Source organism: Flavobacterium sp. MR2016-29 (assembly GCF_015350695.1).
Taxonomy (GTDB): Bacteria; Bacteroidota; Bacteroidia; order Flavobacteriales; family Flavobacteriaceae; genus Flavobacterium.
Genome location: NZ_JADKPU010000004.1, coordinates 1 through 26416, shown reverse-complemented (window position 1 = coordinate 26416; position 26416 = coordinate 1). Strand labels below are relative to the sequence as shown.

The window sequence follows — 26416 nt, the reverse complement described above, 5'->3', positions numbered from 1 at the left end:
ATTCAAAATTGTATAATTTTTAAGACAAATATTTTATAATTTAAAAACCAACTGCAGTATCATCACCTCGAAAATCAGCACCGCCTTCAAGATTTTTATTGGGCAGAACCAAAATACAATCTAATTTTCCAATTACTGGCGTTGTTTTTTCATTAATTAAATATCCTTTTGCTTTTAATTTGTCAATTGTATTATTTTCAAAAGCATTAGGTTCAAATGTTATTAAATCCGGAAGCCACTGATGATGAAAACGGGGTGCATTTACCGCATCCTGCATACTCAGATTGTATTCGTAAACATTTAAAATTGCTTGTAGTACAGTTGTAATAATCGTAGAACCGCCTGGCGAACCAACGACCATAAACAGCTTTCCGTTTTTCTCGACAATCGTAGGTGTCATCGAACTGAGCATTCTTTTTTGAGGCGCAATGCTGTTGGCTTCATTTCCTACTAAACCAAACATATTTGGAGATCCAGGCTTGGCGCTGAAATCGTCCATTTCGTTGTTTAAAAAGAAACCCAGCTCATCGCAATAGTATTTTGAACCGAAACCGTCATTTATGGTTGTCGTTGCTGCAACTGCATTTCCTTGAGCATCTACAATAGAATAATGTGTTGTTTCAAGACTTTCGTTGTACGTTACCTTTCCTTCTTTTATTTCTGAAGATAAACTTGCTTTTTCTACATTAAAATTAGACATTCTTTCTTTTAAATATGCATCATCCAGCAAAGTCTTAATTGGGATTTTTACAAAATCTGGATCACCTAAAAATTGGCTTCTGTCTGCGTAAGCTCTTCTTTCAGCTTCGACAATTACCTGAATAGATTCTTCCGAATTATGTCCCATTTTTGATAAGTCATAGGGAGCGATCATTTTTAGGATTTGAGCAAGACAGATTCCTCCACTGCTTGGCGGGGACATCGAAGTGATTTTTAAATCTTTATAATTAAACTGCAGAGGTTTTCTCCATTTAGCTTCATAACTGGCTAAATCTTTAAGCGTAATTATTCCGCCTTTTTTCTGGAGGTAATCAACTAAAATCTTGGCACTTTCACCCTTATAAAATTCGTCTTTTCCGTTCTTTAAAATTCTCTTTAGAGTTCGAGCAAGCGCCGGATATTTTATGGTATCATTTTCTTTGAATTTTCCAGCCATTAGCGTCGTTGGACCATTAACTTTTACAATAGCATCATGATAATTTTCAAGCTGTTTTTGTTGCTTTATAGTAACAATTACACCCCTTTCAGCCAGAGTAATTACAGGTTTTAAAATTTCTGACATTGGCAGAGAGCCTAATTTTTTATGAACGGCAAAAATACCGGCAATAGTTCCAGGAACGCCAATTGCTAGAGCTGTTTCAGTACTCTTTCCTTTAATAACATTTCCGTCTTTATCTAAAAACATATCTTTTGTGGCTGCTAAGGGTGCTTTTTCGCGGTAGTCTAGTGAGCCTATTTCGCCATTGGCTTTTCGGTATACCATAAAGCCGCCGCCTCCAAGATTTCCAGCAAACGGATACGCGACTGCAAGGGCTAATTCGGTGGCAACCATAGCATCAAAAGCATTACCTCCTTTTTTCATGATTTCGACACCAATTTTTGATGCTTCGGCTCGAGCAGAAACAACCATAGCTTTTGAAGCTACTAATCCGGTTGGTTTTACAGTTTGTTGTGCGAAACCAAAAAGAGAAATAAAATAAAGTAAGAATGTGGTTTTTTTCATAAAAAGAATATAGGTTTTATAAAATCAGCTAGATTTTACAATGAATGCAGTTTTTGTTTTGCCTGCTGTTGAATTTCTTCAAAAAACAAGGTGAATTCCTGCTCAAATTCGTCATAGAATTCTTTTAGTTCTTCGCTGGCAAATTGCATTTTAGATATATTTTTTGATCTTCGATCCATCTGAGTTAAAATTTGATGAATACCTTCGACTGTTCGATAGCTCAAAAGCCAGTTTCTTTCAATCATATAAGGCATTAAGCCTTGTGTTTTTTCAGTCAGGATAGAATAGTTTTCGTGTAATGAATTGTAAAATCTATTAATGAAATCTTCCAGTTTTTCGTCAGAATATTTGCTCCAGTTTTTAGCTAAAAAATGATCATAAACAATGTCTACAATCACGCCGGCATAATGATGATATTTTTCATGCAAACGCTTTGTGCTTTGCCTGAAAATATCGTGCGAATCAGTATAAGTATCAATAAATCGATGCAAAATAATTCCTTTTTGAACATCTTGAGGAAAATGCTCAAACTGTTTACCGCGAATTCCATCGGCCATAAAATTACCAATTTTGATCAAATCATTGTCTCCTGAAAGATATATATGGGCTAGGAAGTTCATTTTTTTTTAAAGTTGCTGATGCACTAAGTTTTTTTTTAGATACTATCCCGAAACTTGGGGACTAAGTTGCTAAGCTTATTTTAGTAAAAGTATGAAAACTTTTTGACATCGTTTTTAAGGATTGGTATTTAGCTTCTAAACTTAACTATTTAATATCTCAGCATCTTAGTCTCTTAGCAACTTTTTTAAAATCTTAGTCCCTTAGCAACTTAGTATCTTAGCAACTTTTCTATATTTGTATTTGGTAACCATAACTCACAAAAATGACTTTAATAAAATCGATCTCAGGTATACGAGGAACAATCGGGGGGAAAGTAGGAGATAACCTGACTCCTGTTGATGCAGTAAAATTTGCATCGGCATACGGAACTTTTCTTAAAAACAATACTTCAAAAGAAAAACTAACGGTTGTAATTGGTCGTGACGCCAGAATTTCTGGACCGATGATTCACAATCTTGTTGTAAATACTTTAATAGGTTTAGGAATTAATGTGATTGATCTTGGACTTTCGACAACACCAACTGTAGAAGTTGCTGTTCCGCTAGAAAAAGCAGATGGAGGTATTATTTTGACTGCATCTCACAATCCAAAACAATGGAATGCTCTGAAATTGCTAAATGAAAAAGGAGAATTTTTAAGCGGAGATGAAGGAGCAAAAATTCTAGAAATTGCTGAAGCTGAAGCTTTCGATTTCTCTGATGTTGATAATTTAGGCGAAATTACTGTGAATGATGCTTATATGGATATTCATATCGACGAGGTTTTAAATTTGCCATTGGTTGATGTTGAAGCGGTAAAAGCGGCAAAATTTAAAGTAGTTGTTGATGGAGTAAATTCTTCTGGTGGAATTATTATTCCGAAATTATTAGAATTAATGGGTGTTGAAGTTGTTAAATTGTACTGCGAACCAAACGGACATTTTCCTCATAATCCAGAACCTTTAAAAGAACATTTAACAGATATTTCTGAATTGGTTGTAAAAGAAAAAGCAGATCTAGGAGTTGTTGTAGATCCAGATGTTGACCGTTTGGCATTTATTAGCGAAGATGGAGAAATGTTTGGAGAAGAATATACTTTAGTGGCTTGCGCCGATTATGTTTTGAGCAAAACACCAGGAAATACAGTTTCGAATATGTCATCTTCTCGTGCGTTGCGCGATGTTACAAATTCGCATAATGGAAGTTACGAAGCCAGCGCAGTAGGCGAGGTGAACGTTGTAGAATTAATGAAAAAAAATAATGCTATTATTGGTGGAGAAGGAAACGGCGGTATTATTTATCCAGAATCTCATTACGGAAGAGACAGCTTAGTTGGAGTTGCCTTATTCTTGACGCATTTGGCAAATAAGAAAATGTCAGTTTCTGCTTTGCGTGCTTCATACCCAGAATATTATATGAGTAAAAATAAAATCGAATTGACTCCGCAAATTGATGTTGATGCGATTTTAGTTGCAATGACAGAAAAATACAAAAGCGAAGATATTACGACAATTGATGGTGTAAAAATTGATTTTGCTTCAGAATGGGTACATTTAAGAAAATCAAATACAGAGCCCATTATTCGCATTTATACAGAAGCTCCATCTCAAGAAAAAGCAGATGTATTAGCACTTCGAATTATTGATGAAATAAAAGCAATTGCTGGAATTTAATTTTCAATTTTAATCCAAATAAAAACACCTCTATCCAATTTATGAAAGAGGTGTTTTTTTATTCTCAAAGCTTAGATTTTAATTCTTAATAATCTTAATTGATTTTTTAACCAAACCATAAGAAGCATTTACAATATAAATTCCCGTGGCAAGTTTATCTCCAATTTTAATATCTTCATTGGTAAAATATTCATCTGAAGAATAACAAACAGCGCCTTTCATATCAACAATTTTTAAAGTTAATGGCTCTGTAATGGAAGATTTAATATGCAGGGTCGATTGGTTTTTAACAGGATTTGGATAAACGGTAAAAGAATCTTTTTCTGCAATGGGATCGTTTACGCCTAAATTTGTTGCTACAACATCAATATAATTAAAATTCATATCGTTTGATTTGAATTTAATTTTCAGGTAAACTTCGCCTTTAGGCAAATTAATTCCGTTTACTATTTTGTCTGCATACGTTTGATATCCTCCAGTAACGGGAAAAGTTTCATCTGTTTTGACAATAACATTGTTTACGCTGATATCAAATTTCCCCGGAATCGTTGGTGATGCCACTCTAAAAGTAAGATTATAAGTTCCTGCGTCAGCCACATTCAGCATAAACTCGTTCCAATCTCCATTTTCAATAAAACATACATTTTGACCTGTTCCAGAATCTGTTGTATTTTGCAGGCCAGTTCCTTTCCTTCTGTAATGTTTGTTTGCCGTAATACGGCCAGGAACGTTCATTTTTTTATTCGTATAAGTTGCGTTTACATATTCAGTTCCGATAGGTTTCAAAACGCCGCTTGTCGGACTTAATAATTGTCCTTCTAACATGTCTGTCCAATCTGCAGGAACTCTTCCAGTAAACCAAGAATATCTGTAAATATCTGGATCGTTTTCAAAACTGGTAACTATATCTTTCATGAAAGCAATCTTTTGAGCTTCTGTTTGAATTACTCTATTGGCAAATTCAGTAACCCAAACCGGACGGTTATATTTTTTTAAGTTTCCTGTTACTCCAATTACAGAACCGGCTGTGTTATCATACGTATGAAATGCAATATAATCTACTTTACAATTTGGACATAAAAGAAAAAATTGATCGTGCCACGCAACAGGATCGCTAAATCCTCCATAATTATTTGGTCCATTATAAGCAGGCGAGGCACTAACTATTTCAAGATTTTTTGCGGCAGCAATTTTCTCAACATTTGCCCACGCATTTACAGCTTCCTGTGGTGTCAATCTTGCGCCGTCATTAAAATTGGGTTCATTAAAAGCTAATAAATATTTAGCGCCAGGTTTTATTTTGCTGATAAAAGTCTGTACATCGGCATCACTTTGTTTTCCCCAAGCCATTGGTACATATTCAAGTCCAATAGATTCGTAGTTGGCATTTGTGTCATTTTCTGGTATAGTTCCCCAATTATACCACCAAGAAATTCCGGGTTTAAGCGCTAATAAATCCGCTGTAGAATTGTTTACGTACGCGATGCCTCGTTTAGGACTTTGAGCAAAAGCTGTTGTCGAAATGAATGCTATTAAAAATGCAAAAAATAATTTTTTAATCATGAGTTATAATTTTGATTTGGTTTTTTGGGATAGGATTTAGTCAACTTCAAATGTATGCTGTTTATTGAAATTATCATTTTTTCAAATTCAAAAAAAATCATTACAAAAACCCATCAAAATATCTTTTATAAGTTTTAGAACAGTTTTAAGAACTTTTGCAAAATAAAAAAGTCTGAAAAAGCGACATTGCTTTTCAGACTTTAATTTTGTTTTTACTGAACTCTATGTTTCCATCTTTTATGTGTCCATAAATAATATTCTGGAGCTTCAAGGATTTGTTTTTCTACTTCACGCAAATACATTTCCGTCACTTCAAAATTTTCATATTCTTTTGGATTATCTGCAATCGGAACAATTGTCGCTTCATAATATCCTCTTCCAACTTTTTTTACTTTGATAAAAATAACGCTCAAATCGTATTTTTTAGCCAGCATTTCTGCTCCAGTGTGCACGGGAACTTCAATTCCCATAAATTTCATCGAATGAAAAATTCGGTCTAATTTAGGAGATTGGTCGCTTGCTAAACCGTATAAACTTAATATTCCGTCGCGCTGATTTTGAGCCATCATCGGAATTGCCTTTTTGGTTTCGACTAATTGAGCATCATATTTCCCTCTAATTTTTCGAACTAATTTATCAAAATAAGGATTGGCAATTTTTTTGTAAACAGCAACACCGTTAAATAACATTCTTTTATTAAGAGTTAACAGCCACTCCCAGCTCGCATAGTGCGAAGCGACTAAAATTACGCTTTTGCCTTTTCTTTCATATTCATGAAAAAGATCCATATTGGTAATGGTAAATCTTTTTTCCATTTCCTCAGGCGTAATACTCATCGTCTTGATCATTTCTAAGAACATATCGCACATGTGCTGATAAAATTTCTTTTCAATTTCTCTTCTTTCTTCAACACTTAAATGTGGTAAAGTAAGGGCTAAGTTTTCGCGAACCACTTTTTTGCGATACCCCACGACTCTGTAAATAATAAAATATACAAAATCTGAAAACCAATAAAATATGCGAAAAGGAAGTATAGAGATAAGCCAAAGCAAAGGATAGGCTAAAATATAAACGAGAAATTGCATGTAATTTTTTTTTACAAATATAAAGCAAAAATGAATAACCACGGATATTTTGGTTTGCAGCCAACTTGTATAGGAGAATGACTATATTTACATTTCACATTAAACATTTTTTATGAATACCGTTAATACCATTTTAGTTGGGATTATAGTTGCCAATGCCTTGATTAGTTATAAAGGTTTTAATGATTATGCCTTTTTTAGGAAATACGAATTTCATGTCGGAAGCATTCGTTCTGGAGAACAGATCAGAATGATTTCATCTGGTTTTTTGCATGCCGATTATATGCATTTATTTTTTAATATGCTGACACTTTGGTTTTTTGCACCTGTTGTAATACAGTGGATGGGAAGTATTTCTTTCGTTTTAATTTATTTTGGAAGTTTAATTTTTGGAAGTCTGCTTACAATGCTCTTCCATAAAAACGATTACAGCTACCGCGCCGTTGGAGCTTCTGGTGCTGTAACAGGTGTTTTATATTCGGCAATTTTACTGCAGCCTGATATGATGCTGGGTATTTTTGGTATAATTCCGATTCCGGCATATCTTTTCGGAATTTTATATTTACTGTATTCAATTTACGGAATGAAAGCCAAGAATGATAATATTGGACACACTGCACATTTTGGAGGCGCCATAGGCGGTTATTTGATTACTTTAGTGAAAGAACCTTCGTTAATTGTGGATCACAGCTTAATGGTAATTTTATTGGCAATACCAATTTTAATCCTTTTTGTTATGGCTAAATTAGGGAAGTTGTAATGCTGGCACAACTTTTGAAATATCCTTTTTAACAATTTTAAAATATAACAAAAATGAAAAAACTAGTATTATTTTTAACAATCATGTTTATGACTATGTCTTACGGCCAAGAAACCAAACAAATTCCTCAGATCAATGTAAATGGAGAAGGAAAAGTAAAAATAGCTCCAGATCAGGTTTCTATTTCAGCTACAGTTGAAACAAAAGGAAATAATGCTAAAGACGTCAAAAAACAAAATGACGAAAAAATGGACGCTGTATTAAAGTTCATCAAAAAAATGAATATTCCAGCAGCAGATTTTAGAACAAAACAAGTTGCGTTAAATCCGCAATACGATTACGAAAAAAAGAAAACAAGCTACAATGCTACACAAACTGTAGAAATTCTTCTAAAAGATTTATCTAAATATGATGAATTAATGGAAGGGTTGGTTCAACAAGGAATTAACCGTTTAGATAACGTTTCTTTTGAATCATCTAAATTATTGCAATACCAATCAGAAGCTAGAAAATTAGCTATTAAAGATGCTAAAGCTAAAGCAGAAGATTACGTATCAGTTTTAGGACAAAAAGTAGGTAAAGCAATAACTATTTCAGACAACTCTCAAGTATATCACCCGCAGCCAATGTATGCTGCAATGAGAATGAAAGAATCTGCAGATGCTGCGCCAGCAAATGAAACTTTAGCTATTGGAGAAATCGAAATCACAGCAAATGTAAGCGTAAGCTTTATATTAGACTAAGGCTTTTAAATCTCAATATTTTTTAAATTCCAAATTCCAATTTAATATTGGGGTTTGGATTTTTTTATTGTAAATTCTTCAAAGCAACTTACCAAATAATTTAGGACGTTTTAGTTTTTGAAGAGAAATTATAACTTAAATTCTGCTTTCTTTTCTGGAGAATACGTATCTTAGTAAATATGTTATTAATCGAAATTTTCAATTTTAGGTGAATAACTAAAATGTTTACTGATTGAACAATATTGATTTAAAAATTAATTCTTATTTATGGAAAGTTTAAAAAAAGCTTATATAGCCGGTGGATGTTTTTGGGGAATGGAAGAACTGTTTCGTGTACGTCCAGGCGTAAAAGATACTCAGGTAGGTTACATTGGAGGGGATAATGAAAATCCAACTTATGAAAACCACCCGGGACATGCTGAAGGAATCGAAATTACGTATGATGCTAATCAAACTTCTTTTAAAGAACTGTTAGATTACTTTTTCAGAATGCATGATCCAACGACTGTTGACAGACAGGGAAATGACAGAGGCTCAAGTTACAGATCTGCAATATTCATTCAAAATGAAGAAGAAAAGCAAATTGCTGATGAAGTAATTAAAATCGTTGATCAATCGGGTAAATGGAACGGTAATGTAGTCACAACGCTGGAACCTTTTATTAAATTTTGGCCAGCTGAAGAATATCATCAAGATTATCTTATCAAACATCCAAATGGATATACTTGCCATTTTGAGCGATTTGGCACTTCTTTTTTATAAAATAAAGATGATAAATATCTAGGTTTAAACCTGGATTTCAGGATGGCACAAAAAACAATAAATTTATAGTGAACTAGGGGTAAATGCATAGCTAACCTTTATTTTATTGGATTACTTTCAAGTTTAAAGGGGGTAAGATCGTAAATGACTTTCTAATAAGCATAGCTTATCTTAAAGGAGCGCATTCAGAAAACTGTAAAATATACCAGCAAATTTTAAAAACTAATCCAATGTGGTAATACTTTCAAAACAAAAAAGAATTTTCATGATTTCCATTCGAGTATTATTTTTCCAATATGGTTGCCATTTTCCATACATTCGTGAGCGCTTACAGCATCGCGATACGAAAAAGTTTTGTAAATAACAGGTCTGAACTTCCTATTTTCAATTAATGGCCAGACATTTTTAAATACTTCTTTGGCTAATCGTTTTTTGTATTCGTAATTTCGTGCACGCAGTGTACTTCCTGAGATCGTAATTCTTTTTAGCATTAACTGCCAAATATCAAGCTCTACGTTTTTACCATTTTGGGCATTGATATGAATAAGCCTTCCTTCTTCGTTTAAAACAGTAATATTCTTTTGAAAATAGGTTCCCGCTATCATATCAAGAATAACATCTACACCTTTGGTTTTTAAAATTTCTTCGAAGTCTTCTTTTTTATAATTTATAGAAAGATCAGCACCTAATTCATAGCAATATTGTGCTTTTTCATCTGTGCCAACTGTTGTTATAACCTTTGAACCAAAAGCATGAGCAATCTGAATAGCTGTGATTCCGATACCGCTGCTGCCTCCGTGAACTAATAAAGTTTCGTCTGGTTTTAATTTTGCTCGTTCAAAAATATTAGACCAGACTGTAAATACTGTTTCAGGCAAACTGGCTGCCTCTATAAAATTTAAACCTTTAGGAATAGGTAAACATTGTCCTTCTTTTACAGTAACATATGATGCATAGCCTCCTCCGGGAAGTAAGGCGCAAACGTGATCACCTTTTTTAAATTGGGTAACTTCCGGACCACATTCGACTATAATTCCAGATACTTCCAGCCCTGGTATTTCATTAGAAATACTGCTGGGAGCAGCATATTTTCCCTGACGCTGCAAAATATCACTTCTGTTAATGCCGGAAGCTTTTACCTGAATTAACACTTCATTTTGCGATGGAATTAAATCAGGAACCTCGACCAATTGCAAAACTTCAGGCCCTCCAAATTTTGAGATTGTAATCGCTTTCATAATCTAATTTTTTAAAAAGGTAGATTATATTTTCCAAATAGCGCTTTGTTCTCAATACTTTTTGCAAACAGCGGTGTTTCTTCATGATTATGGGCGTCAGAAGCATCCTGTCTTGCTTTTGCAGCATCGGCTAGAGAAATTCCGTCTTGTTTGATGAAATCTAAAAATTCAGGAGTCGCGGTTGCATGAATGGTATTAGTAAATTTTGTTGTTGTATCATCTATTTTATCTGCTTTCAACTCCCAAAGAACCTGTACTTTAGATCTTCCGCCTGCAGTAATTGTATCAGAAATTGAAAGCATTCGGCAATAATCAGGACTATATTCATCAAAAATGTAATGCTGTACAACAAGTGCTGTTCCTACATATTCGACATTAATAGACATCGGTATACCTTCAAAATTAGAAGTTATTCCGGCAGCAATGTGGTTAACAGAGCAACGTTGATATTCTGCATCCGGTAGGTTAAGCAGCCAGTCGGCAATATTAATTTTTTCAATTGGAGCATTAATTATTGCTGAAACAATTGATGCTGATAATGCGTTTTCGGGTGTTTGTAAAATTTCCATCTTTTCTATTTTTTAATTAACTTATGTCAAAGGTCTGCAATATAAACCAATCGTGGAAATGAAATTTTTAGATGTAATCGATCGAAATTTTCGATTTAGAGTTGTACTTTTATAAAAAATTAAAGAAAATGGAACTTCGTCAATTGAAATACTTTGTCCGCGCGGCAGAACTTTTAAATTTCACTCAGGCTGCAGATGATTTATACATTACTCAAAGTACATTATCTCATCAAATAAAAGAATTAGAAAATTCATTAACGGTTCTTCTCTTTGACAGAGTAGGAAAGCGGGTTAAACTTACGGAAGCAGGTGAAATTATGCTGGATTACGCCCGAAAAACGATTCGTCAGGCAGAAGAAGGAAAGCAGGTTTTAATGGATTTGAATAATGTAAAAACCGGAAAAATAACGATCGGATCTACGTATGGACTGGTAAATTTACTGCTTCAAACGATCACGGAGTTTAATGAAGAATTTCCGGATATCCAGATTGAGGTTGTACTGGGGTCTACTTCAGATTTGATGCAGAAAATACGCTTGTATGAAATTGACTGTATGCTGTCTTTTATGCCTCCATCTGAAGATAAGCAGTTTGATATAATGCCATTATTCTCTGCCAATCTGTCTTTGATTCTTCATAAATCGCATCCGTGGAGTAAGCTTAAAAAAATAGGACTTGAAAAAATAACAGAATTACCTTTGGTATTGCCCTCTCCGAGTTTCAGTATCCGTAATTTTCTGGACGAAACGCTTCTAAAAAACAATATAAAATTGAAGGCAAAAATAGAAATCAATGATATCCATAGTTTATTGGAACTGGTTAGTACAAAAAAATGGTTTACTGTATTAATGAATTCATCCTTATTTGATTTTTCTGAACTTATTGCAGTTCCAATTGAAGGTAAAAATATGAGCCGTGAAGCCACTATAATATTTCCTGCGGGAATTTACAGAAAGGCGTCAATTTTACTTTTTCATAATTTAATAAAGAAAAAGGCTGAGATGACGAACTTAGCATAAGAGAATTGCAAATCTGCATTTTACTAAATTCTTTAAGTTTCTATTTTTTTAAATGACAATTGCATAATAAACAATTTCAACATTTATTTTTTGTGGAAAAAAGTTGGAAAGCCTGAACCAAAATGTTCCGCAATAATGATAAAACAAAAATCTCATCAAATTTTGCAGGTCTTTAAAGGAAAGCATAAATGAAAACAACGATATATCGTTGGTCCTAAAAAATATAATTTAAGAGTCTTAAAATCCAATTTATGAATAACTTTGGATGAGCATTTAACTCTTATTATAATTAGATGAAAACGTCTGCCTGCATAGAATACTTTATCGTTATCCTGCTGATAATAGGTAATTCGTTTGGTATAAATGCCCAGATCCCGCTGTATACGGAGATAGAGGTAAAAAAAGACGAAAGTTCCTTAAAAGAATTGCAGGGTATTGATAAGATAAAAACGTTATTAAAAGTAAGCGATTGGTATGAGGCTTCTTATAGTAACCCTATAACATTGCAAAAGGCATATCAATATGCTGAAGAAGCTCTTCAGATAAGTCAGGCACTTCATTCTAATATTTATTCCGGTAAATGTTATCTACAGCTTTCCATGGTGCAAGAGTTGAGAAATAACAATTCAATGATAGAAGTCAATGCCAGAAAAGCAATAGAAATGTTAAGTAAAACAAATCAAACAGATGATTTGGGAGAGGCATGGGTAATGGTATGGTCGGCCAAAATGCGTACTAATGCACCAATAGAAGAAAGATTGACGCCAATTTTTAAAGCCGCATCGTTATTTGAAAAGTCGGGAAACAATAAAAGAAGCGGTGACTGTTACAGAGAAATCAGCGAATTGTATTTTTCAATATCCGATTTTCACAACTCTCTAAATTCATTAAAAAAAGCGATATTTTTTTATAAAGCGGCCAATCTTAAAGAAAGCGATATTTATCCTATTTCCGTCAGGCTTAATATTATTTATGAGACCGAGAAGAAAAGCATGGATATTGTCAAACTTAAAAATAAAACCTTGTTGCAGCAAAGCAAGCTTAAGAATGAGGCATTTATAAGAAATTCTATGATAACATTTTTGTTGCTTTTGCTTATCATTCTCGGCTTATTATACAAAAGGTTTACCTTTAAAAAGAGAACAAACAGACTTTTAGAAGTACAGCAGGAGGAAATCAATCAAAAAAATGTGGAGCTCCAAAATATGCTGGTAGAGAAAGAATGGCTTTTGCGCGAAATTCATCACAGAGTAAAAAATAACCTGCACATGGTAGTAGGACTGCTTGCAAGTCAGGCTGAATTTTTGAAAAATGAAGAAGCGATCCAGGCGATAAACAACAGTCAAAACCGAATTTATTCAATGTCATTGATTCATCAGAAATTATATCAATCAGAAGATTTATCGATAATTAATATGCCGTCTTATATATTCGAATTAACCGAATATTTAAAAGATTCATTCGAAATCGGAAATGAAATACGATTTATGCTTGATATTGATAGTTTTAACCTGCCTTTATCACATTCAATTCCTATTGGGCTAATTTTTAATGAAGCTGTTACCAATGCTATTAAATACGCCTTTCCCAACAATGAAAACGGCATAATAAATATTTCGCTTAAAACAACTGATAATCATAATTATACTTTAATTATTCAGGATAACGGCATCGGACTTCCTGATGATTTTGACCCTTATAACAATCCTTCATTAGGAGTGAAATTAATGCATGGACTTTCTGCAGATATTGATGGGAAGTTTCTAATCACTAATGCGGACGGTACTAAAATAACGCTGGAATTTACTTTCGACGAAAATAATTCTCATTAATTTAATTCTGCAAAATGGCAAAACCATTAAAAATTCTCATTGTTGAAGATCAGTTTGTTGAGGCAAATCATTTGCGGTTAATGCTCAAAAAAGCCGGTCATTCTATTATTGGTATGGCACGTTCGGTTCCTGATGCTAAATATTACATTGCTCAGGAAAAACCCGAATTGGTGCTTCTGGATATTTTTCTTTCCGGAAAAGAAACCGGTATTGATCTGGCTGAAAAACTAAAAGAAGATAATATTCCGTTTATTTACCTCTCTGCTAATTCTAATGAAGAAGTGCTCAGCAAAGCGAAACTAACTCATCCTTACGGCTTTTTAGTAAAACCTTTTAGAGAAAAAGATTTATTGGTAACAATTGAGATTGCCGAATATCATCAACAGCATGGCATTGAATCTTCTATCAGAAAAGAACTTTTGTTTCAAAAACAATTAAAAACGATAGTAACAAAAAGCGGTAATTGGGACGATCGGGTTCTTAATATTATTACTTCCCTGCAATCTCTTATTTCTTTTGATCTTGTAATGGCTGTTTTTTATATGGACAATAAATTATCAAGCAGAGTTTTGGGATATGCGAGAACAGGTTTGCACGAATATCAGAGAATTGGCATTGAAGAATTGCAGAATATCACTGCGTTAAAAGAATCTGAAATAAATGAATTACGAGATAGAAGCAGAGTGGAAACCGAAGCCACATTTTATAATAATCAGGATTTTGTAAAAATATGCGATAAAACTCCGATCAAAAAGCTAATCGCAAATTCAATGAACATGAAATCGAATTTAATGCTGCCCGTTCCTTTATCTCTCAGTGAGAATGGCGGACTGTATTTGTCTTTTTTCAGCAGAAGGCCTGATAATTATAACAAAAATCATTTAACGCTTTGTGAAAGGCTTCAAGAACCTTTAATTTATGCCATTGAAAATTTAATCAGTCATGACAAAAAATTAGACAAAAAAAATACGTCATCTGTAAATCCGGGTACGGGAAAAAAATTAAAGATATCAGGTTTTGAATCGATTGTAGGTAAAAGTCCGGCGCTGTTAAAAATATTCGATCATATTTTGCAAGTTGCGCCAGCCGATACAACCGTTTTAATTACTGGAGAAAGCGGCACGGGAAAAGAAAGTATTGCCAACAGTATTAAAGAGCTTTCTAATAGAAACAATCAGCCTTTTGTGAAAATAAACTGTTCTGCTCTGCCTGCAAGCTTAATTGAATCGGAACTATTCGGACATGAAAAAGGATCTTTTACAGGAGCATCAGAACGACGAATAGGTAAATTTGAACAAGCCGACAATGGTACTTTATTTTTGGATGAAATTGGTGATATGCCTTTAGAAATGCAGGCAAAGCTGCTTAGGGCAATTCAGGAAAAAGAAATTGAACGTGTTGGAGGAAATGCTTCCATAAAAGTAAACGTCCGAATTATTGCGGCTACCAATTGCAATCTGGAAAAAGAAGTTGCCGACGGCCGTTTTAGGCTTGATTTGTATTACAGGCTTAATGTATTTCCTATTCAACTGCCGCCATTGCGAGAGCGTAAAGAAGACATCGGACTTCTTGCCCGTCATTTTATTGCTTTCTATAGTTCTAAAACGGGGAAAAATGTGACCGAAATATCAGAAATCGCTTTAAAGAGTCTTTTATCCTATCAATGGCCGGGAAATATTCGTGAATTGGAGAATCTTATTGAAAGAAGTATTCTTTTAGCAAAGACAGATACCATTGAGCACATTCCGCTTCCGGCTTTTGAAGAAACCAAAATAAATAATAATACAAATGAATGGTACTTTAAAACTATTCAGGAAAATGAAAGAGAGCATATTATCAATGTACTTGAAAAATGCAACGGAAGAATCAGAGGAGCAGGTGGGGCATCAGAGATATTAGGACTTCCGCCGACTACGCTTGCTTCCAGAATGCAAAAATTGGGCATAAAGAGAAGTCATTTTTAAGTTAGGAGTTATAAGTTGTGAATTGTGAATTGTGAAATGTGAGTTGTGAGTTGTGAAATGTGAAATGCAATATGTGAAATGTGAAATGTGAAATGTGAATTATGAGTTAGGAGTTATAAATTGTGGAATCTAAATTTAGTCGAAATATATTTCGTTATATTTTACCTCCAAATTTTACATATTGCATTTCACATTTCACATTTCACATTTCACAATTCACAAATCAACTCACATTTCACAACTCAAAAAACGATATTAAGTTGCTTTAGTTTCGTTTTACGACGAAATACAGTCGTTTAAAATTACCTTTTAAATACTAAAGTAATGATAATCAAATAGTTAATAAAAAGGTTCGGTTTTCGTTTATACTTTGGCATAACATTAAAATATGTATTATGCTGACTGAAAACCCTACTACAATACTTTTTATTACAGGTGCATTTGTAAGCAATAAATGCTGGAATGAATGGCAAACCTTTTTTGAGAGTAAAGGTTTTAAAACCCTTGCACCGGCATGGCCTTATAAAGATGCTCCAGTTGATGTTTTGCGCTCTCGTCATCCAGATCCGCAGATTGCAGGTTTGCGATTAACGCAGTTAATAGATCATTTTGAAAAAATAGCAAAAGACCTTCCTCAAAAGCCAATTATAATCGGCCATTCTATTGGCGGACTTACAGCTCAAATACTTTTACAACGCAATCTGGCTTCGGCTGCAATTGCTATACATTCGGTTCCGCCTCAGGGAATTATGACTTTTAAATTTTCCTTTTTAAAAGCAGGTTGGGGTCCTCTCGGTTTTTTTACTTCTGCAAAAAAAACTTTCTTAATGAGTTTTAGCCAGTGGCAGTATGCTTTTACTAATGGTATGCCCGAAGAATGGCAGGAAAAAGCATATTGTGACTATGTTATTCCTGAATCTAAGTTAATCGTCCGCGATACAATAACTTCAGCAGCAAGAGTAGATTTTCATACAGCCCACAATCCATTATTACTAATTGCAGGATCAACAGATCACACTATTCCGGAATCGCTCAATTATTCCAATTACAAAAAATATACGCATAAAAATTCTATAACAGATTACAAGGTTTTTCCCGAAAGAAATCACTTTGTTTTAAATCAGCCCGGCTGGCAGGAAATCGCAGTCTTTATACAAGAATGGATTTCAAAATTGCCAGTATAAAAAATTATAATAACCCATTATTTAGTAACCAATTAAAATTAAAATTATGAAAACGAATTTATTAAACATTACTTTTTTAAACTTTAAAAGTAAAACAGCCCAGCTTATAACGTTTAGCTTTTTATTATTGACCTTAATTTCCTGTAATAAAAAAACAGAAGAAAATCCTGCAACAGAAACAACACCTGTTGCATCGTCTGAAGCACCTCAAACTGAACCTGCAAATCCGCCAGCAAATTTTAAACATGCTTACGCAGATGTAAACGGAGTTAAAATTCACTATGTAATTGGAGGGAAAGGTGATCCTCTTGTATTGGTTCATGGTTTTGGACAAAATTGGTACATGTGGAATCGTCTGCTGCCAGAACTTTCAAAACATTTTACGGTTATCGCTCCAGACTTGAGAGGTGTGGGAGAATCTGATAAGCCAGAAGGAGGATATGATAAAAAAAACATGGCAAAAGATATTCATGAACTAGTTAAAAAATTAGGATATAATAATATCAATTTAGCAGGACATGATATTGGACTTATGGTAGCTTATGCATACGCGGCGCAATACGGAAGTGAAGTTAAAAAAGTAGCTTTAATGGATGCGCTACTTCCTGGTATAGAACCTGTTTGGTCGCAAGTTTCGGCTTCGGCATGGTGGTTTGGATTTTTTGCGTGGCCGGCTTCAGGAGATATTGTGAGCGGGAAAGAGAAAGAATTTTTAACGAATTTCTGGCCGGTTGTAGGACATGCAAAAGACCCTTTTACAGCTGAAGAAACGGCAGAATTTATTAGAGCCTATTCTGTTAAAGATGGCGCAAAATCTACTTTTAAATGGTTTGGAGCATTTCCTCAGGACGGAAAAGACAATTTGGTTTTGGCCAAAACGAAACTTAAAATGCCTTTGCTTGCAATGGGTGGCGAATATTTTGCGGCTGCATTCCTGAAAGACCATTCTAAATTAGTTGCCGAAAATGTAACCGAATCGAAAATTGCTGGTTCTGGGCACTGGCTGGTTCAGGAAAATACGGCACAAGTTCAAAAAGATTTACTGGCATTTTTTCTTTCAAAATAAAACTCCAAAAACAGACCAATTAAATCTAAAAAAATGAAACAAATATTTTTAATACTATTATTTTTCTTTGGTCTGTTGGTACAGTCTCAGGAAAAAGCAGACCTAATTGTCTATAACGGGAAAATTGCAACAATGCAGAAATCCAATGAATTTGTTCAGGCACTGGCGATAAAAAACGGAATTATTCTGGCAACAGGAACTTCAAAAAACATTTTAGAAAATTATAAAACCACAGCAACAAAAATCATTGATGCAAAAGGCAAAACTGTAGTGCCAGGTTTAAACGACAGTCATATTCATGTGATTCGTGAAGGACTTAATTATAATTCAGAATTGCGTTGGGATGGTGTAAAAACACTGAAAAAAGCAATGGAAATGTTGAAAGAACAAGCAGCAAGAACACCGCCCGGAGTTTGGATTAAAGTTATTGGAGGCTGGAATGAATTTGGATTCGAAGAAAAAAGACAGCCCACTATTGAAGAAATAAACGCCGCAGTTCCAGACAAACCTGTTTTCATAACCTATTTATATGGTAAAGCATTTTTGAATAAAAAAGGAATCGAAGTTTTAGGCTATACTAAAGATACACATTATGAAGGAAGCGTTTTGGAACAAGATAAAAACGGAAATTTAACCGGATTAATGTTTGCAAAAGAAACGCCAAAAGCCATTTATACCACTTTAGGACTAACCACAAAGTTGACTCCCGAAGAAAGGATCAACAGTTCGCTTCAGTTTAACCGAGAACTCAATCGCTTTGGTTTAACATCGGCGATTGATGCAGCTGGTGGATCACAAAATTTCCCGTCAGATTATGCGACTTCGATGGAATTGGCCAAACAGGGAAAACTGAATCTTAGAATTTCGTATTATCTCTTTGCACAGCAAAAAGGCAAAGAACTTCAGGATTATGAAAAATGGGTTGCTGAAACGGTTATCAATAAAAATGATAATCTTTTGACAGCCAACGGTTATACCGAAGAAGGAGCGGGAGAAAATATTGTGGCCTCTGCAGCAGATTTCGAAAACTTTCTGGAACCAAGAATTGTACTTTCTGATGAAATGGAAAAAGATCTTGAACCCATTATTCGCTTGCTTGTTAAGAACAGATGGCCATTTCGATTGCATGCCACTTACGGCGAATCGATTGACAGAATGCTGCATGTTTTTGAGAAAGTCAATAAAGAAATTCCGTTTAACGGATTGCGCTGGTTTTTTGATCATGCCGAAACCATTACACCTCAGGAATTGGAAAGAGTAAAAGTATTAAACGGAGGAATCGCAGTTCAGTTTAGAATGTACTTTCAGGGAGAATTATACGAGAAAATGTATGGTGCTCCTAAAACACAACTGCCTCCTATTAAAAAAATGCTTGAAATGGGAATTCCTGTCGGAATGGGAACTGATGCAACGCGCATTTCAACATACAACCCGTGGATGGCACTGCATTGGCTCATTACCGGAAAAACTTTAGGAGGCATGCAGTTTTGGCCAAAAGATCAGGTGTTGGATAAGTTCACCGCACTTCAATTGTACACTTCAGGAAGCGCCTGGTTTTCTGGCGAAGAAAAAGAAAAAGGAAAACTGATAAAAGGAATGTATGCTGATTTTTCGATTTTATCAGAGGATTATTTTACAATTTCAGCAGACAAAGTTCGAAATATCGAATCGGATTTGACAATTGTAAATGGAAAAATAGTATACGCTACCAGAGATTTTAAAACATTTGATCCTGAAATTGCTCCGGTAATTCCAGATTGGTCGCCAGTAAAATACTTTGGTGGCTATCAAAAGAAGCAGTAAAAAGTAAAAATGTGAAAAAATGTAAGATGTGAAATGTGAAATGTGAAATGTGAAATGTGAAATGTGAAAATAAAAATGAGCAGTTTATATATCACATTTCAAACCTCAAACCTCACATTTCACATTTTACATCTTACATTTCACAAATCACAACTCACCACTCACAACTCACCATTAAAATTTAGATCATGAAAATTCAAAAAATAATTTTGCGATTGGCAATTATCCTACTTTGTGTTTCAGCCAATACAGAGGCATATGCACAATTTCCAATGCCCGATCATGTACCCATTTGGGACGCCAACAAAGTAACTTTAAAATTGCATAAAATTGCAGAGAATGTATATGCAGTTTCTCCAAGTACAACTGAAACAGAAACCACAAAAGGAATTGCCCAGGCTACTTCGGCAGGATTTATTGTTGGTGATAAAGGGGTTTTGCTAATCGAAACAATGCTAAGTAAAGGATTGTACGATCAACTTTATAAACTAATCCGATCTGTTACGCCAAAACCTATTATTTATGCCATAAATACCAGCGATCACGGTGATCATTGTTTTGGGAATTATTTGCTTCCAAAAGAAACTATTGTAATTCAGAACGAATTCTGCAAAGAAAATCTGGCTAAAAATTACGATAATATCAAACAGTTTATGATTATGCTTTTTGGTAAAGGAAGAGGAATTGAAGAAAGTGTGTACCGTCCAGCGGATATTACAATAGCAATCAATCAGACGATGAAAATTGATATGGGAAAAGGCAATATTGTGGAGGTAATTAATGTGGGAACGGCACAATCTCCGGCAGATCTTTTTGTGTATTTAAAATCAGCTTCAGGAAATGTTTTGTGGGCAGGAAACCCTTTTATTGCAGAAAGCCCGACAATTCCGTGGTTGTTTGATGGCTACTTTTTAGAACCGGTACAAAACCTGAACAAAATTTACAATATGATTTCGGATAAAGATATTGTAGTTCCCGGACACGGACGCATTACGAATAAAGCCGGAATCAAATATACCATCGATTATGTAACGGCTTTGCAATCGAATGTGGAGCAGGCAGTGAAGAAAGGCTTGACATTAGAAGAAACCAAAGCTGCTGTAACCATGAAAGAATTTAATAAAGGTTACGAACTTTTTAACTGGCTTCATTTTAATTTCAATGTGCCTAATGCGTACAAGGATATTAAGCAAAATGGGGTTAAGTAATTAAAAATTGAATTATGAAAAACAAGATCCTATTAGTGATTTTAATGCTTTCATTTTCTGGTTTTGCACAGCGGTATCCTGATTTTAAGTCACTTCGGTTTGATGAAAATTATGGGTTTTTGAAAAACGATACCGTAAGCAATGGCTGGTATAAAACAGTGAAATTCCTGCCAGTTTCTGCTTCTAAAGAAACCTATATCAGTTTTGGGGGCGATATACGTTTTCAGTACTTCTATGCTAAAAATGAAAATTGGGGCGATGGTCCGCAGGATAACGATGGTTATGTTTTAGGAAGATATTTATTTCATGCCGATTTTCATGCCGGAAAATTTTTTAGAACTTTTGTCCAGACACAAAGCAGTATGGCAGATGGTAGAATTGATCCGAATCCTGTGGAACAAAACCCGCTTGAAGTACATCAGGCTTTTGCTGATTTTAATATTATAAATGAGGACAGTAAAAAACTTATTTTAAGAGTAGGAAGGCAGGAACTCACTTACGGATCACAGCGTTTGGTGGCCGTTAGGGAAGGACCTAACAACAGACAATCGTTTGACGGAATAAAAGCTATAGTGTCCAGACAAAATTTCACAACAGACTTTTTTTATACACATTACGTCGTAGCACACGATGGTATTTTTGATGATGCATCGAATAAGGACAGGCAATTATGGGGAAGTTATTTTGTCTTTAATAAAATACCAGCAATCAAAAATATTGATGTGTATTATTTAGGTTATGAGAGAGCTAATGCTGCTTTTAATGATGCATCGGGTAAAGAAAACCGACAGTCTGTAGGTACAAGAATTTGGGGGAAAACAGAAAACTGGCGTTACGACGGAGAAGCTGTTTACCAATTTGGTACTGTAGGAGCTAAAAACATTAGTGCATGGACAGCTTCGATTAATGCAGGTTATCGTTTTAATGCTGTGAAGTTTCGTCCCGAAATTGGTTTTAAAACTGAAGTAATCAGCGGAGATAAAACGGCAGGCGATACAAGTTTGCAAACCTTTAATCCGCTATTTCCCAGAGGTGCTTATTTTGGTCTTGCTTCGCTAATCGGACCTTCCAATTTAATTGATTTTCATCCTTCATTGAGTTTCGAAGTAGCTAAAAATGTAGATTGGGTTATTGATTATGATATGTTTTGGAGATACAGCAGCAACGACGGTATTTATGCGCCCAATACAACTTTGATTTATCCGGGAGATACAACAACCGAAAAGAAAATAGGAAATCAGCTCGAAAGTGAAATCATCTGGGAACCCAATCAATATTTGTATTTCAGACTCGAAGCAACTTGGTTTCAGGCCAGAGAGTACATTCAGGCATCTGGAACAGGTAAAAATATATTCTTTACGGGAATTACGATGCAGCTTCATTTTTAAGCGTAGAATGCAGTTAGGTCAAAATAATTAAAAAAAACAATCTTATGAAAAAAGGGGTCTTTAAAACAAAAATGAAAATTATAAAATGGATAGTGTTGATGCTATTGATTAATTTTTCGGCACAAGCGCAAGTTTATACTGACGAAGAAATCAAAACAAAAGAAACTGCAGAAAAGTTCTTTAAATATATAGGAGAAAAAGATCCCGAAAAGATTGCCTCTATGGTTGCTGAAAAAGTGGACTGGTATATTTTCGAATCGAAATATATGCCTTGGACGGGACATCGCTCCAAACGCGAAGAAATTTCAGAATTGTTTAAAACGCTCTTTAGTTATTTTGTTGATGGAAGCGAAAAACTTGAAGCACAGTCTTTTTTATTGAGGGGAAAGGAAGTTGCTGTTTTTGGTTTTGTCGAAAGAACTGTGAAAAAAAATGGCAAACATTTTAAAATGCCACTTGCGATTCATATTACAGTGGAAAATAATTTGATAAGCAAGTTTTCACTCTATGAAGAAACATTGATTATTGAAAAAGTGCTTAAATAAAAAGCAATAAATACTATCAAACCTAACATTATAAAATATGAAAGACAGACGAACATTTCTAAAACAAGCAAGCCTTGTTGGAATTGCAGGATTGTTGCCAACAAACACTTTACTTGCAGGTGATTTACAACCAAAATCACAAACTAATGAAGAAGTTTCTCCAACTAAGTGGGCTGACGGATCACGTTTGATCGTATCCGTTTCTATGCAGTTTGAAGCGGGGGGGCAACCTGTAAATTCAGAGAGTCCGTTTCCGCAAAATATGCAGAAAGGATTTGTAGATCTTCCAGGTGAGAGTTGGTATCAATACGGATATAAAGAAGGAATACCGAGAATGCTGGACAACTGGGATAAATTCGGAATCAAAGTTACCTCACATATGGTAGGGTCAGCGGTATTGAAAAATCCGGAACTAGCAAAGGAAATAGTACAAAGAGGACATGAAGCCGCCGCTCACGGAATGGATTGGGCTACGCAATATTCTATGCCTTATGAAACAGAGAAAAAGTTCATCAAAGACGGAGCAGATGCCATAAAAAAAGTAACCGGTTTTGAACCTGTCGGCTATAATGCAAACTGGTTAAGACGCGGAACAAATACACTCGAAATTTTGCAGGAACTGGGTTTTAAATATCATATTGATGATTTAAGCCGCGATGAGCCCTTTTTATTAAAGGTAAAAGGAAATGATTTTGCAGTGGTTCCGTATACGATACGCTGTAACGATATTGTATTAGTAGAAGGGAAAAATTTTAGCGCAGATCAATTTGCACGACAGGTGATAATGGAATTTGATCAGCTGTATAAGGAATCCGAAAAAAAGCGGAGACAGCTCTCAATAAGTTTTCACGATCGAATAGGAGGCACGCCACAGATGGTTAGCGCGACTACAGAAATCATCAGCTACATGCAAAAACATAAAGGAGTAAGTTTTAAAAGAAAAGATGAAATTGCTCAAATGGCTTATCAGGATAAGAGCATTATACGCGAATGATGATGCAAGAGCAATTAAGTGTTTGATTTTAAAATAAAAAAATAAACGTTTTATGTATAAAAACAATAAATAATATGAAGTATAAGAAATTATTTCAGCAGTACAATTTAAGTGGCAATCATTTAGAAAACCGCTTTTTAATGGCTCCAATGACGCGTTCTAGAGCTTCACAGCCGGGCGATATTCCCAATGCATTGATGGCAGAATATTACGCGCAACGAAGCACAGCCGGTATCATAATTACAGAAGCAGTTCAGGTTTCTTTACAAGGAAAGGGCTACGCTAAAACTCCTGGAATTTACAGTAAAGAACAAAAGGAAGGCTGGAAATTAGTAACAGAGGCAGTACATAAAAACGGAAGTAAAATATTTTTGCAGTTATGGCATGTTGGGAGAGTAAGCAGTTCAAAAGTTAATGGATTACAGCCTATAGCTCCTTCAGCATTATTAGCTCAAAATACAAATGTTTATATATTTGATGGTGCTGTTAATGGAGATGCAACTTTTGTTCCGGTAGAACAACCTCGAGAAATGGACAAAACGGATATAAATACTGTAATTGACGAATTTGTAAAGGGTGCAAAAAACGCTATTGAAGCCGGTTTTGACGGAGTTGAAATTCACGGTGCAAACGGTTATTTGATTGATCAATTTTTGCGAAGTAATAGCAATACAAGAACTGATGAATATGGAGGAACAAAGCAGAAAAGAATTCGTTTACTAATTGAAATTTCGCAAGCAGTAGCCAATGCTGTCGGAAAAGAAAAAACAGGAGTAAGACTTTCTCCTTTTATCAGTTTTAAAGATATGAACGATTCGGAAATATTACATACTATAATGCTTGCAGTCAAAGAACTAAATAAACTTGATATAGCTTATATTCATCTTTGTGAGGCAGATTGGGATGATGCTCCTCAAATTCCAGTAGATTTTAGAATAGATCTTAGATCTAATTTCAAAAATACAATTATTGCTACTGGTAATAAAACTCCTGAAGAGGGTGAGATGTTACTTCAAGAAAATTTAGTCGATTTAATTGGGTTTGGAAGAAATTTTTTAACTAATCCAGATTATCCTGCAAGAGTAGAAAGAAATCTAAGCTTAAATCAAATTATAGACAATCATACCTTATTTGGAGGTGGTACAGAGCGAGGTTATACAGATTATCCCTTTATGAAGTAAAAACGAACCAGGTTAAAACATCAATTTTTTAATATTTTTCAATTGGTTTTACGCTTAATTTGTTGATATTTAATATTCTAGTTTAATTAAAAAAAAAATAGTTCACTCCTTCTTTTAATGTAAAATTTCTAATAAACAGCCTTACGTTTTTGTGGCAGAAAAGGTATCCACTTCCAAGACAGATGGCATTATATATAAAAATGCTATTAAGAGCTAAAGAGCAATAAAGACATAACTACAAGTTTTTTCCTACTGATTAGAATAATTCTAAATGTTAGATTAATTGTTTTTTATACTCCAATTCATACTAAATTAGCCATTATTTAAAAAGTACTGTTTTTAAAATCAAAACACCAATTTTTTGATTTAGCAGCCTTTAGCAATATTATATATCCAATTGTGAAGAATTGTATATAAACTGTCTTGTAATAATTTAATTAGAAATATTATCCATGTATACTATAAATACGCAACTTGCCTATTTTAAATACAATTTAGATTCTAAAAAATTAATTGTAAATATTAAATGGTTTAAACTTGATAAGTTTAGCAATTTAAATTTACAGGCACTTTCTTTTAACAAATCAGATCTTGAGCTATTTAAAAGATTTATAGATGAGAATCAACATAACTTTCCTAGTTCTTACTTTGTTGAAGAAACCAGAAAAGAAGGATTTGACCTGCTGGTCAGTAATGATTTATCTGAAAGTTTATTGCCTTGGTATCTTATTTTGTCAAAAAATACGAGTTTAAATAATCAAATTTATAGAGCGATGAACATTGTCTTAATGGATAAAAATTATGAATTCAACATTGACTACACTTTGGATTTTGACGTAATAGGGAAAATTGAAGTTTATAAGCTAATTAAAGAATAGAAAATAATTCAATTTACCATTTAAATTAACCAAATTATAATTGCGTATTGAATTCAGATTCGAATAATTCAATCTTTAAGTAAATTATTTAAAAACAAAACGACTCAAATAACTATTAAGGATAGTAATTGAATTAATTTCATATTACATCATATATAGTATGTGGATAGTGTAAGGCATTTGATTTTGTAACTTTATACATTGAATTCAAATTAAGAAGATTTTGTCTATAGCGAGTTTTTCAATTTACTAAAGCTGCATGTACCACAATTCTCCCATAAATGCATGTAAAATTTAAGTATTTGTTTACTACTTAAAAAACTGGTTTTATAATTTTTCAAATTTTAATATCAAATTGATCTTATATAAGGGTTCATAAAGTTGTTATAGAACAGCAATAAAAATTATCAGTTTGATAAAAACGTACTTTTTCCAAAGGGCGATGTTATGAAAAACTTTAAAAAGAAAGAAAATTCTTTATTAATTAAAAAATAAATTATATTCTAAATTTAGCATTATCAGATTGTTAAGAAAAAGTTTTAAAAAAAAATAAAAAAAAGCGGAAAAAAAACTTGTAAATGCTGATAAACTGACTACTTTTGCACCCGCTTTGAAACACAAGCGGAATTAAAAAGAAAC

Annotated in this window: 22 protein-coding genes; 16 read left to right on the top strand and 6 right to left on the bottom strand. The window is 34.0% G+C overall.

Annotated elements, in window-relative coordinates:
* Window positions 1–40: 40 nt before the first annotated feature.
* Window positions 41–1723, bottom strand: a complete 1683-nt coding sequence (gene ggt / locus IR010_RS10885; protein ID WP_194603757.1) for a gamma-glutamyltransferase — start codon at window positions 1721–1723, stop codon at window positions 41–43.
* A 35-nt stretch (window positions 1724–1758) separates the two neighbouring features.
* Complete coding sequence (locus IR010_RS10880) at window positions 1759–2343, bottom strand: ACP phosphodiesterase (protein WP_029273615.1); 585 nt, start codon at window positions 2341–2343, stop codon at window positions 1759–1761.
* A 263-nt stretch (window positions 2344–2606) separates the two neighbouring features.
* Here IR010_RS10880 and glmM point away from each other — a divergent pair, with 263 nt between their 5' ends.
* Window positions 2607–3995 (top strand): phosphoglucosamine mutase, encoded by a 1389-nt coding sequence (gene glmM / locus IR010_RS10875; RefSeq protein WP_194603754.1) that lies wholly within the window; start codon window positions 2607–2609, stop codon window positions 3993–3995.
* Between the two features lie 78 nt (window positions 3996–4073).
* On the opposite strand, the gene IR010_RS10870 is transcribed toward glmM, so the two are convergent.
* Entirely contained in the window at window positions 4074–5558 is a 1485-nt protein-coding gene (locus IR010_RS10870) for a glycosyl hydrolase (RefSeq protein WP_194603751.1), read from the bottom strand.
* A 212-nt stretch (window positions 5559–5770) separates the two neighbouring features.
* Complete coding sequence (locus IR010_RS10865) at window positions 5771–6643, bottom strand: lysophospholipid acyltransferase family protein (RefSeq protein ID WP_029273612.1); 873 nt, start codon at window positions 6641–6643, stop codon at window positions 5771–5773.
* Between the two features lie 112 nt (window positions 6644–6755).
* Here IR010_RS10865 and IR010_RS10860 point away from each other — a divergent pair, with 112 nt between their 5' ends.
* From IR010_RS10860 to msrA, 3 genes are all read left to right on the top strand, one after another.
* Window positions 6756–7403: a rhomboid family intramembrane serine protease gene (locus tag IR010_RS10860; RefSeq protein WP_194603747.1), complete on the top strand. Its 648-nt coding sequence runs from the start codon at window positions 6756–6758 to the stop codon at window positions 7401–7403.
* Window positions 7404–7456: 53 nt separating this feature from the next.
* The gene (locus IR010_RS10855; RefSeq protein WP_194568926.1) at window positions 7457–8146 is read left to right on the top strand and encodes an SIMPL domain-containing protein; all 690 of its coding nucleotides are present in this window, start codon (window positions 7457–7459) and stop codon (window positions 8144–8146) included.
* A gap of 267 nt (window positions 8147–8413) precedes the next feature.
* Window positions 8414–8908, top strand: a complete 495-nt coding sequence (gene msrA, locus IR010_RS10850) for a peptide-methionine (S)-S-oxide reductase MsrA (protein WP_029273609.1) — start codon at window positions 8414–8416, stop codon at window positions 8906–8908.
* Window positions 8909–9171: 263 nt separating this feature from the next.
* Here msrA and IR010_RS10845 read toward each other — a convergent pair whose 3' ends face one another.
* Together IR010_RS10845 and IR010_RS10840 are read right to left on the bottom strand one after the other, a co-directional pair.
* Complete coding sequence (locus tag IR010_RS10845; protein WP_194603744.1) at window positions 9172–10146, bottom strand: NAD(P)H-quinone oxidoreductase; 975 nt, start codon at window positions 10144–10146, stop codon at window positions 9172–9174.
* An 11-nt stretch (window positions 10147–10157) separates the two neighbouring features.
* Window positions 10158–10715, bottom strand: a complete 558-nt coding sequence (locus tag IR010_RS10840; RefSeq protein WP_194603741.1) for a hypothetical protein — start codon at window positions 10713–10715, stop codon at window positions 10158–10160.
* Window positions 10716–10843: 128 nt separating this feature from the next.
* Between IR010_RS10840 and IR010_RS10835 the strand changes: the two genes are divergently transcribed.
* The 12 genes from IR010_RS10835 to IR010_RS10780 all read left to right on the top strand — a co-directional run bounded on the left by IR010_RS10835 (window position 10844) and on the right by IR010_RS10780 (window position 25777).
* Window positions 10844–11734 (top strand): LysR family transcriptional regulator, encoded by an 891-nt coding sequence (locus tag IR010_RS10835; RefSeq protein ID WP_194568920.1) that lies wholly within the window; start codon window positions 10844–10846, stop codon window positions 11732–11734.
* Between the two features lie 293 nt (window positions 11735–12027).
* The gene (locus IR010_RS10830; protein ID WP_194603738.1) at window positions 12028–13566 is read left to right on the top strand and encodes a sensor histidine kinase; all 1539 of its coding nucleotides are present in this window, start codon (window positions 12028–12030) and stop codon (window positions 13564–13566) included.
* Window positions 13567–13580: 14 nt separating this feature from the next.
* Entirely contained in the window at window positions 13581–15530 is a 1950-nt protein-coding gene (locus IR010_RS10825) for a sigma 54-interacting response regulator (RefSeq protein WP_194603735.1), read from the top strand.
* Window positions 15531–15925: 395 nt separating this feature from the next.
* Window positions 15926–16714, top strand: coding sequence for an alpha/beta hydrolase (locus IR010_RS10820; protein WP_194603732.1), 789 nt, complete (start codon window positions 15926–15928; stop codon window positions 16712–16714).
* Window positions 16715–16760: 46 nt separating this feature from the next.
* Window positions 16761–17780, top strand: coding sequence for an alpha/beta fold hydrolase (locus IR010_RS10815; protein WP_194603729.1), 1020 nt, complete (start codon window positions 16761–16763; stop codon window positions 17778–17780).
* Between the two features lie 33 nt (window positions 17781–17813).
* A complete protein-coding gene (locus tag IR010_RS10810) occupies window positions 17814–19583 on the top strand; it encodes an amidohydrolase (protein ID WP_194603726.1) in 1770 nt (589 codons plus the stop codon).
* A 188-nt stretch (window positions 19584–19771) separates the two neighbouring features.
* Complete coding sequence (locus tag IR010_RS10805) at window positions 19772–20791, top strand: MBL fold metallo-hydrolase (RefSeq protein WP_194568908.1); 1020 nt, start codon at window positions 19772–19774, stop codon at window positions 20789–20791.
* A 14-nt stretch (window positions 20792–20805) separates the two neighbouring features.
* Complete coding sequence (locus IR010_RS10800) at window positions 20806–22179, top strand: alginate export family protein (RefSeq protein ID WP_194603723.1); 1374 nt, start codon at window positions 20806–20808, stop codon at window positions 22177–22179.
* A gap of 44 nt (window positions 22180–22223) precedes the next feature.
* Window positions 22224–22724, top strand: a complete 501-nt coding sequence (locus tag IR010_RS10795) for a nuclear transport factor 2 family protein (RefSeq protein ID WP_194603720.1) — start codon at window positions 22224–22226, stop codon at window positions 22722–22724.
* A gap of 37 nt (window positions 22725–22761) precedes the next feature.
* Window positions 22762–23718 (top strand): polysaccharide deacetylase family protein, encoded by a 957-nt coding sequence (locus tag IR010_RS10790; protein ID WP_194603717.1) that lies wholly within the window; start codon window positions 22762–22764, stop codon window positions 23716–23718.
* A 74-nt stretch (window positions 23719–23792) separates the two neighbouring features.
* Window positions 23793–24899 carry an alkene reductase gene (locus tag IR010_RS10785; RefSeq protein ID WP_194603714.1) on the top strand — a complete coding sequence of 369 codons (1107 nt, stop codon included), beginning with the start codon at window positions 23793–23795 and terminating at the stop codon, window positions 24897–24899.
* A gap of 452 nt (window positions 24900–25351) precedes the next feature.
* On the top strand, window positions 25352–25777 hold the full coding sequence (locus IR010_RS10780) for a hypothetical protein (RefSeq protein WP_194568879.1): 426 nt from the start codon (window positions 25352–25354) through the stop codon (window positions 25775–25777).
* The last annotated feature ends 639 nt before the right edge of the window (window positions 25778–26416 follow it).

Excerpts from the sequence above, each read along its gene's own strand:
- ggt (WP_194603757.1), bottom strand. The coding sequence starts at position 1,723 with ATGAAAAAAACCACATTCTTACTTTATTTTATTTCTCTTTTTGGTTTC.
- IR010_RS10880 (WP_029273615.1), bottom strand. The coding sequence starts at position 2,343 with ATGAACTTCCTAGCCCATATATATCTTTCAGGAGACAATGATTTGATC.
- glmM (WP_194603754.1), top strand. The coding sequence starts at position 2,607 with ATGACTTTAATAAAATCGATCTCAGGTATACGAGGAACAATCGGGGGG.
- IR010_RS10870 (WP_194603751.1), bottom strand. The coding sequence starts at position 5,558 with ATGATTAAAAAATTATTTTTTGCATTTTTAATAGCATTCATTTCGACA.
- IR010_RS10865 (WP_029273612.1), bottom strand. The coding sequence starts at position 6,643 with ATGCAATTTCTCGTTTATATTTTAGCCTATCCTTTGCTTTGGCTTATC.
- IR010_RS10860 (WP_194603747.1), top strand. The coding sequence starts at position 6,756 with ATGAATACCGTTAATACCATTTTAGTTGGGATTATAGTTGCCAATGCC.
- IR010_RS10855 (WP_194568926.1), top strand. The coding sequence starts at position 7,457 with ATGAAAAAACTAGTATTATTTTTAACAATCATGTTTATGACTATGTCT.
- msrA (WP_029273609.1), top strand. The coding sequence starts at position 8,414 with ATGGAAAGTTTAAAAAAAGCTTATATAGCCGGTGGATGTTTTTGGGGA.
- IR010_RS10845 (WP_194603744.1), bottom strand. The coding sequence starts at position 10,146 with ATGAAAGCGATTACAATCTCAAAATTTGGAGGGCCTGAAGTTTTGCAA.
- IR010_RS10840 (WP_194603741.1), bottom strand. The coding sequence starts at position 10,715 with ATGGAAATTTTACAAACACCCGAAAACGCATTATCAGCATCAATTGTT.
- IR010_RS10835 (WP_194568920.1), top strand. The coding sequence starts at position 10,844 with ATGGAACTTCGTCAATTGAAATACTTTGTCCGCGCGGCAGAACTTTTA.
- IR010_RS10830 (WP_194603738.1), top strand. The coding sequence starts at position 12,028 with ATGAAAACGTCTGCCTGCATAGAATACTTTATCGTTATCCTGCTGATA.
- IR010_RS10825 (WP_194603735.1), top strand. The coding sequence starts at position 13,581 with ATGGCAAAACCATTAAAAATTCTCATTGTTGAAGATCAGTTTGTTGAG.
- IR010_RS10820 (WP_194603732.1), top strand. The coding sequence starts at position 15,926 with ATGCTGACTGAAAACCCTACTACAATACTTTTTATTACAGGTGCATTT.
- IR010_RS10815 (WP_194603729.1), top strand. The coding sequence starts at position 16,761 with ATGAAAACGAATTTATTAAACATTACTTTTTTAAACTTTAAAAGTAAA.
- IR010_RS10810 (WP_194603726.1), top strand. The coding sequence starts at position 17,814 with ATGAAACAAATATTTTTAATACTATTATTTTTCTTTGGTCTGTTGGTA.
- IR010_RS10805 (WP_194568908.1), top strand. The coding sequence starts at position 19,772 with ATGAAAATTCAAAAAATAATTTTGCGATTGGCAATTATCCTACTTTGT.
- IR010_RS10800 (WP_194603723.1), top strand. The coding sequence starts at position 20,806 with ATGAAAAACAAGATCCTATTAGTGATTTTAATGCTTTCATTTTCTGGT.
- IR010_RS10795 (WP_194603720.1), top strand. The coding sequence starts at position 22,224 with ATGAAAAAAGGGGTCTTTAAAACAAAAATGAAAATTATAAAATGGATA.
- IR010_RS10790 (WP_194603717.1), top strand. The coding sequence starts at position 22,762 with ATGAAAGACAGACGAACATTTCTAAAACAAGCAAGCCTTGTTGGAATT.
- IR010_RS10785 (WP_194603714.1), top strand. The coding sequence starts at position 23,793 with ATGAAGTATAAGAAATTATTTCAGCAGTACAATTTAAGTGGCAATCAT.
- IR010_RS10780 (WP_194568879.1), top strand. The coding sequence starts at position 25,352 with ATGTATACTATAAATACGCAACTTGCCTATTTTAAATACAATTTAGAT.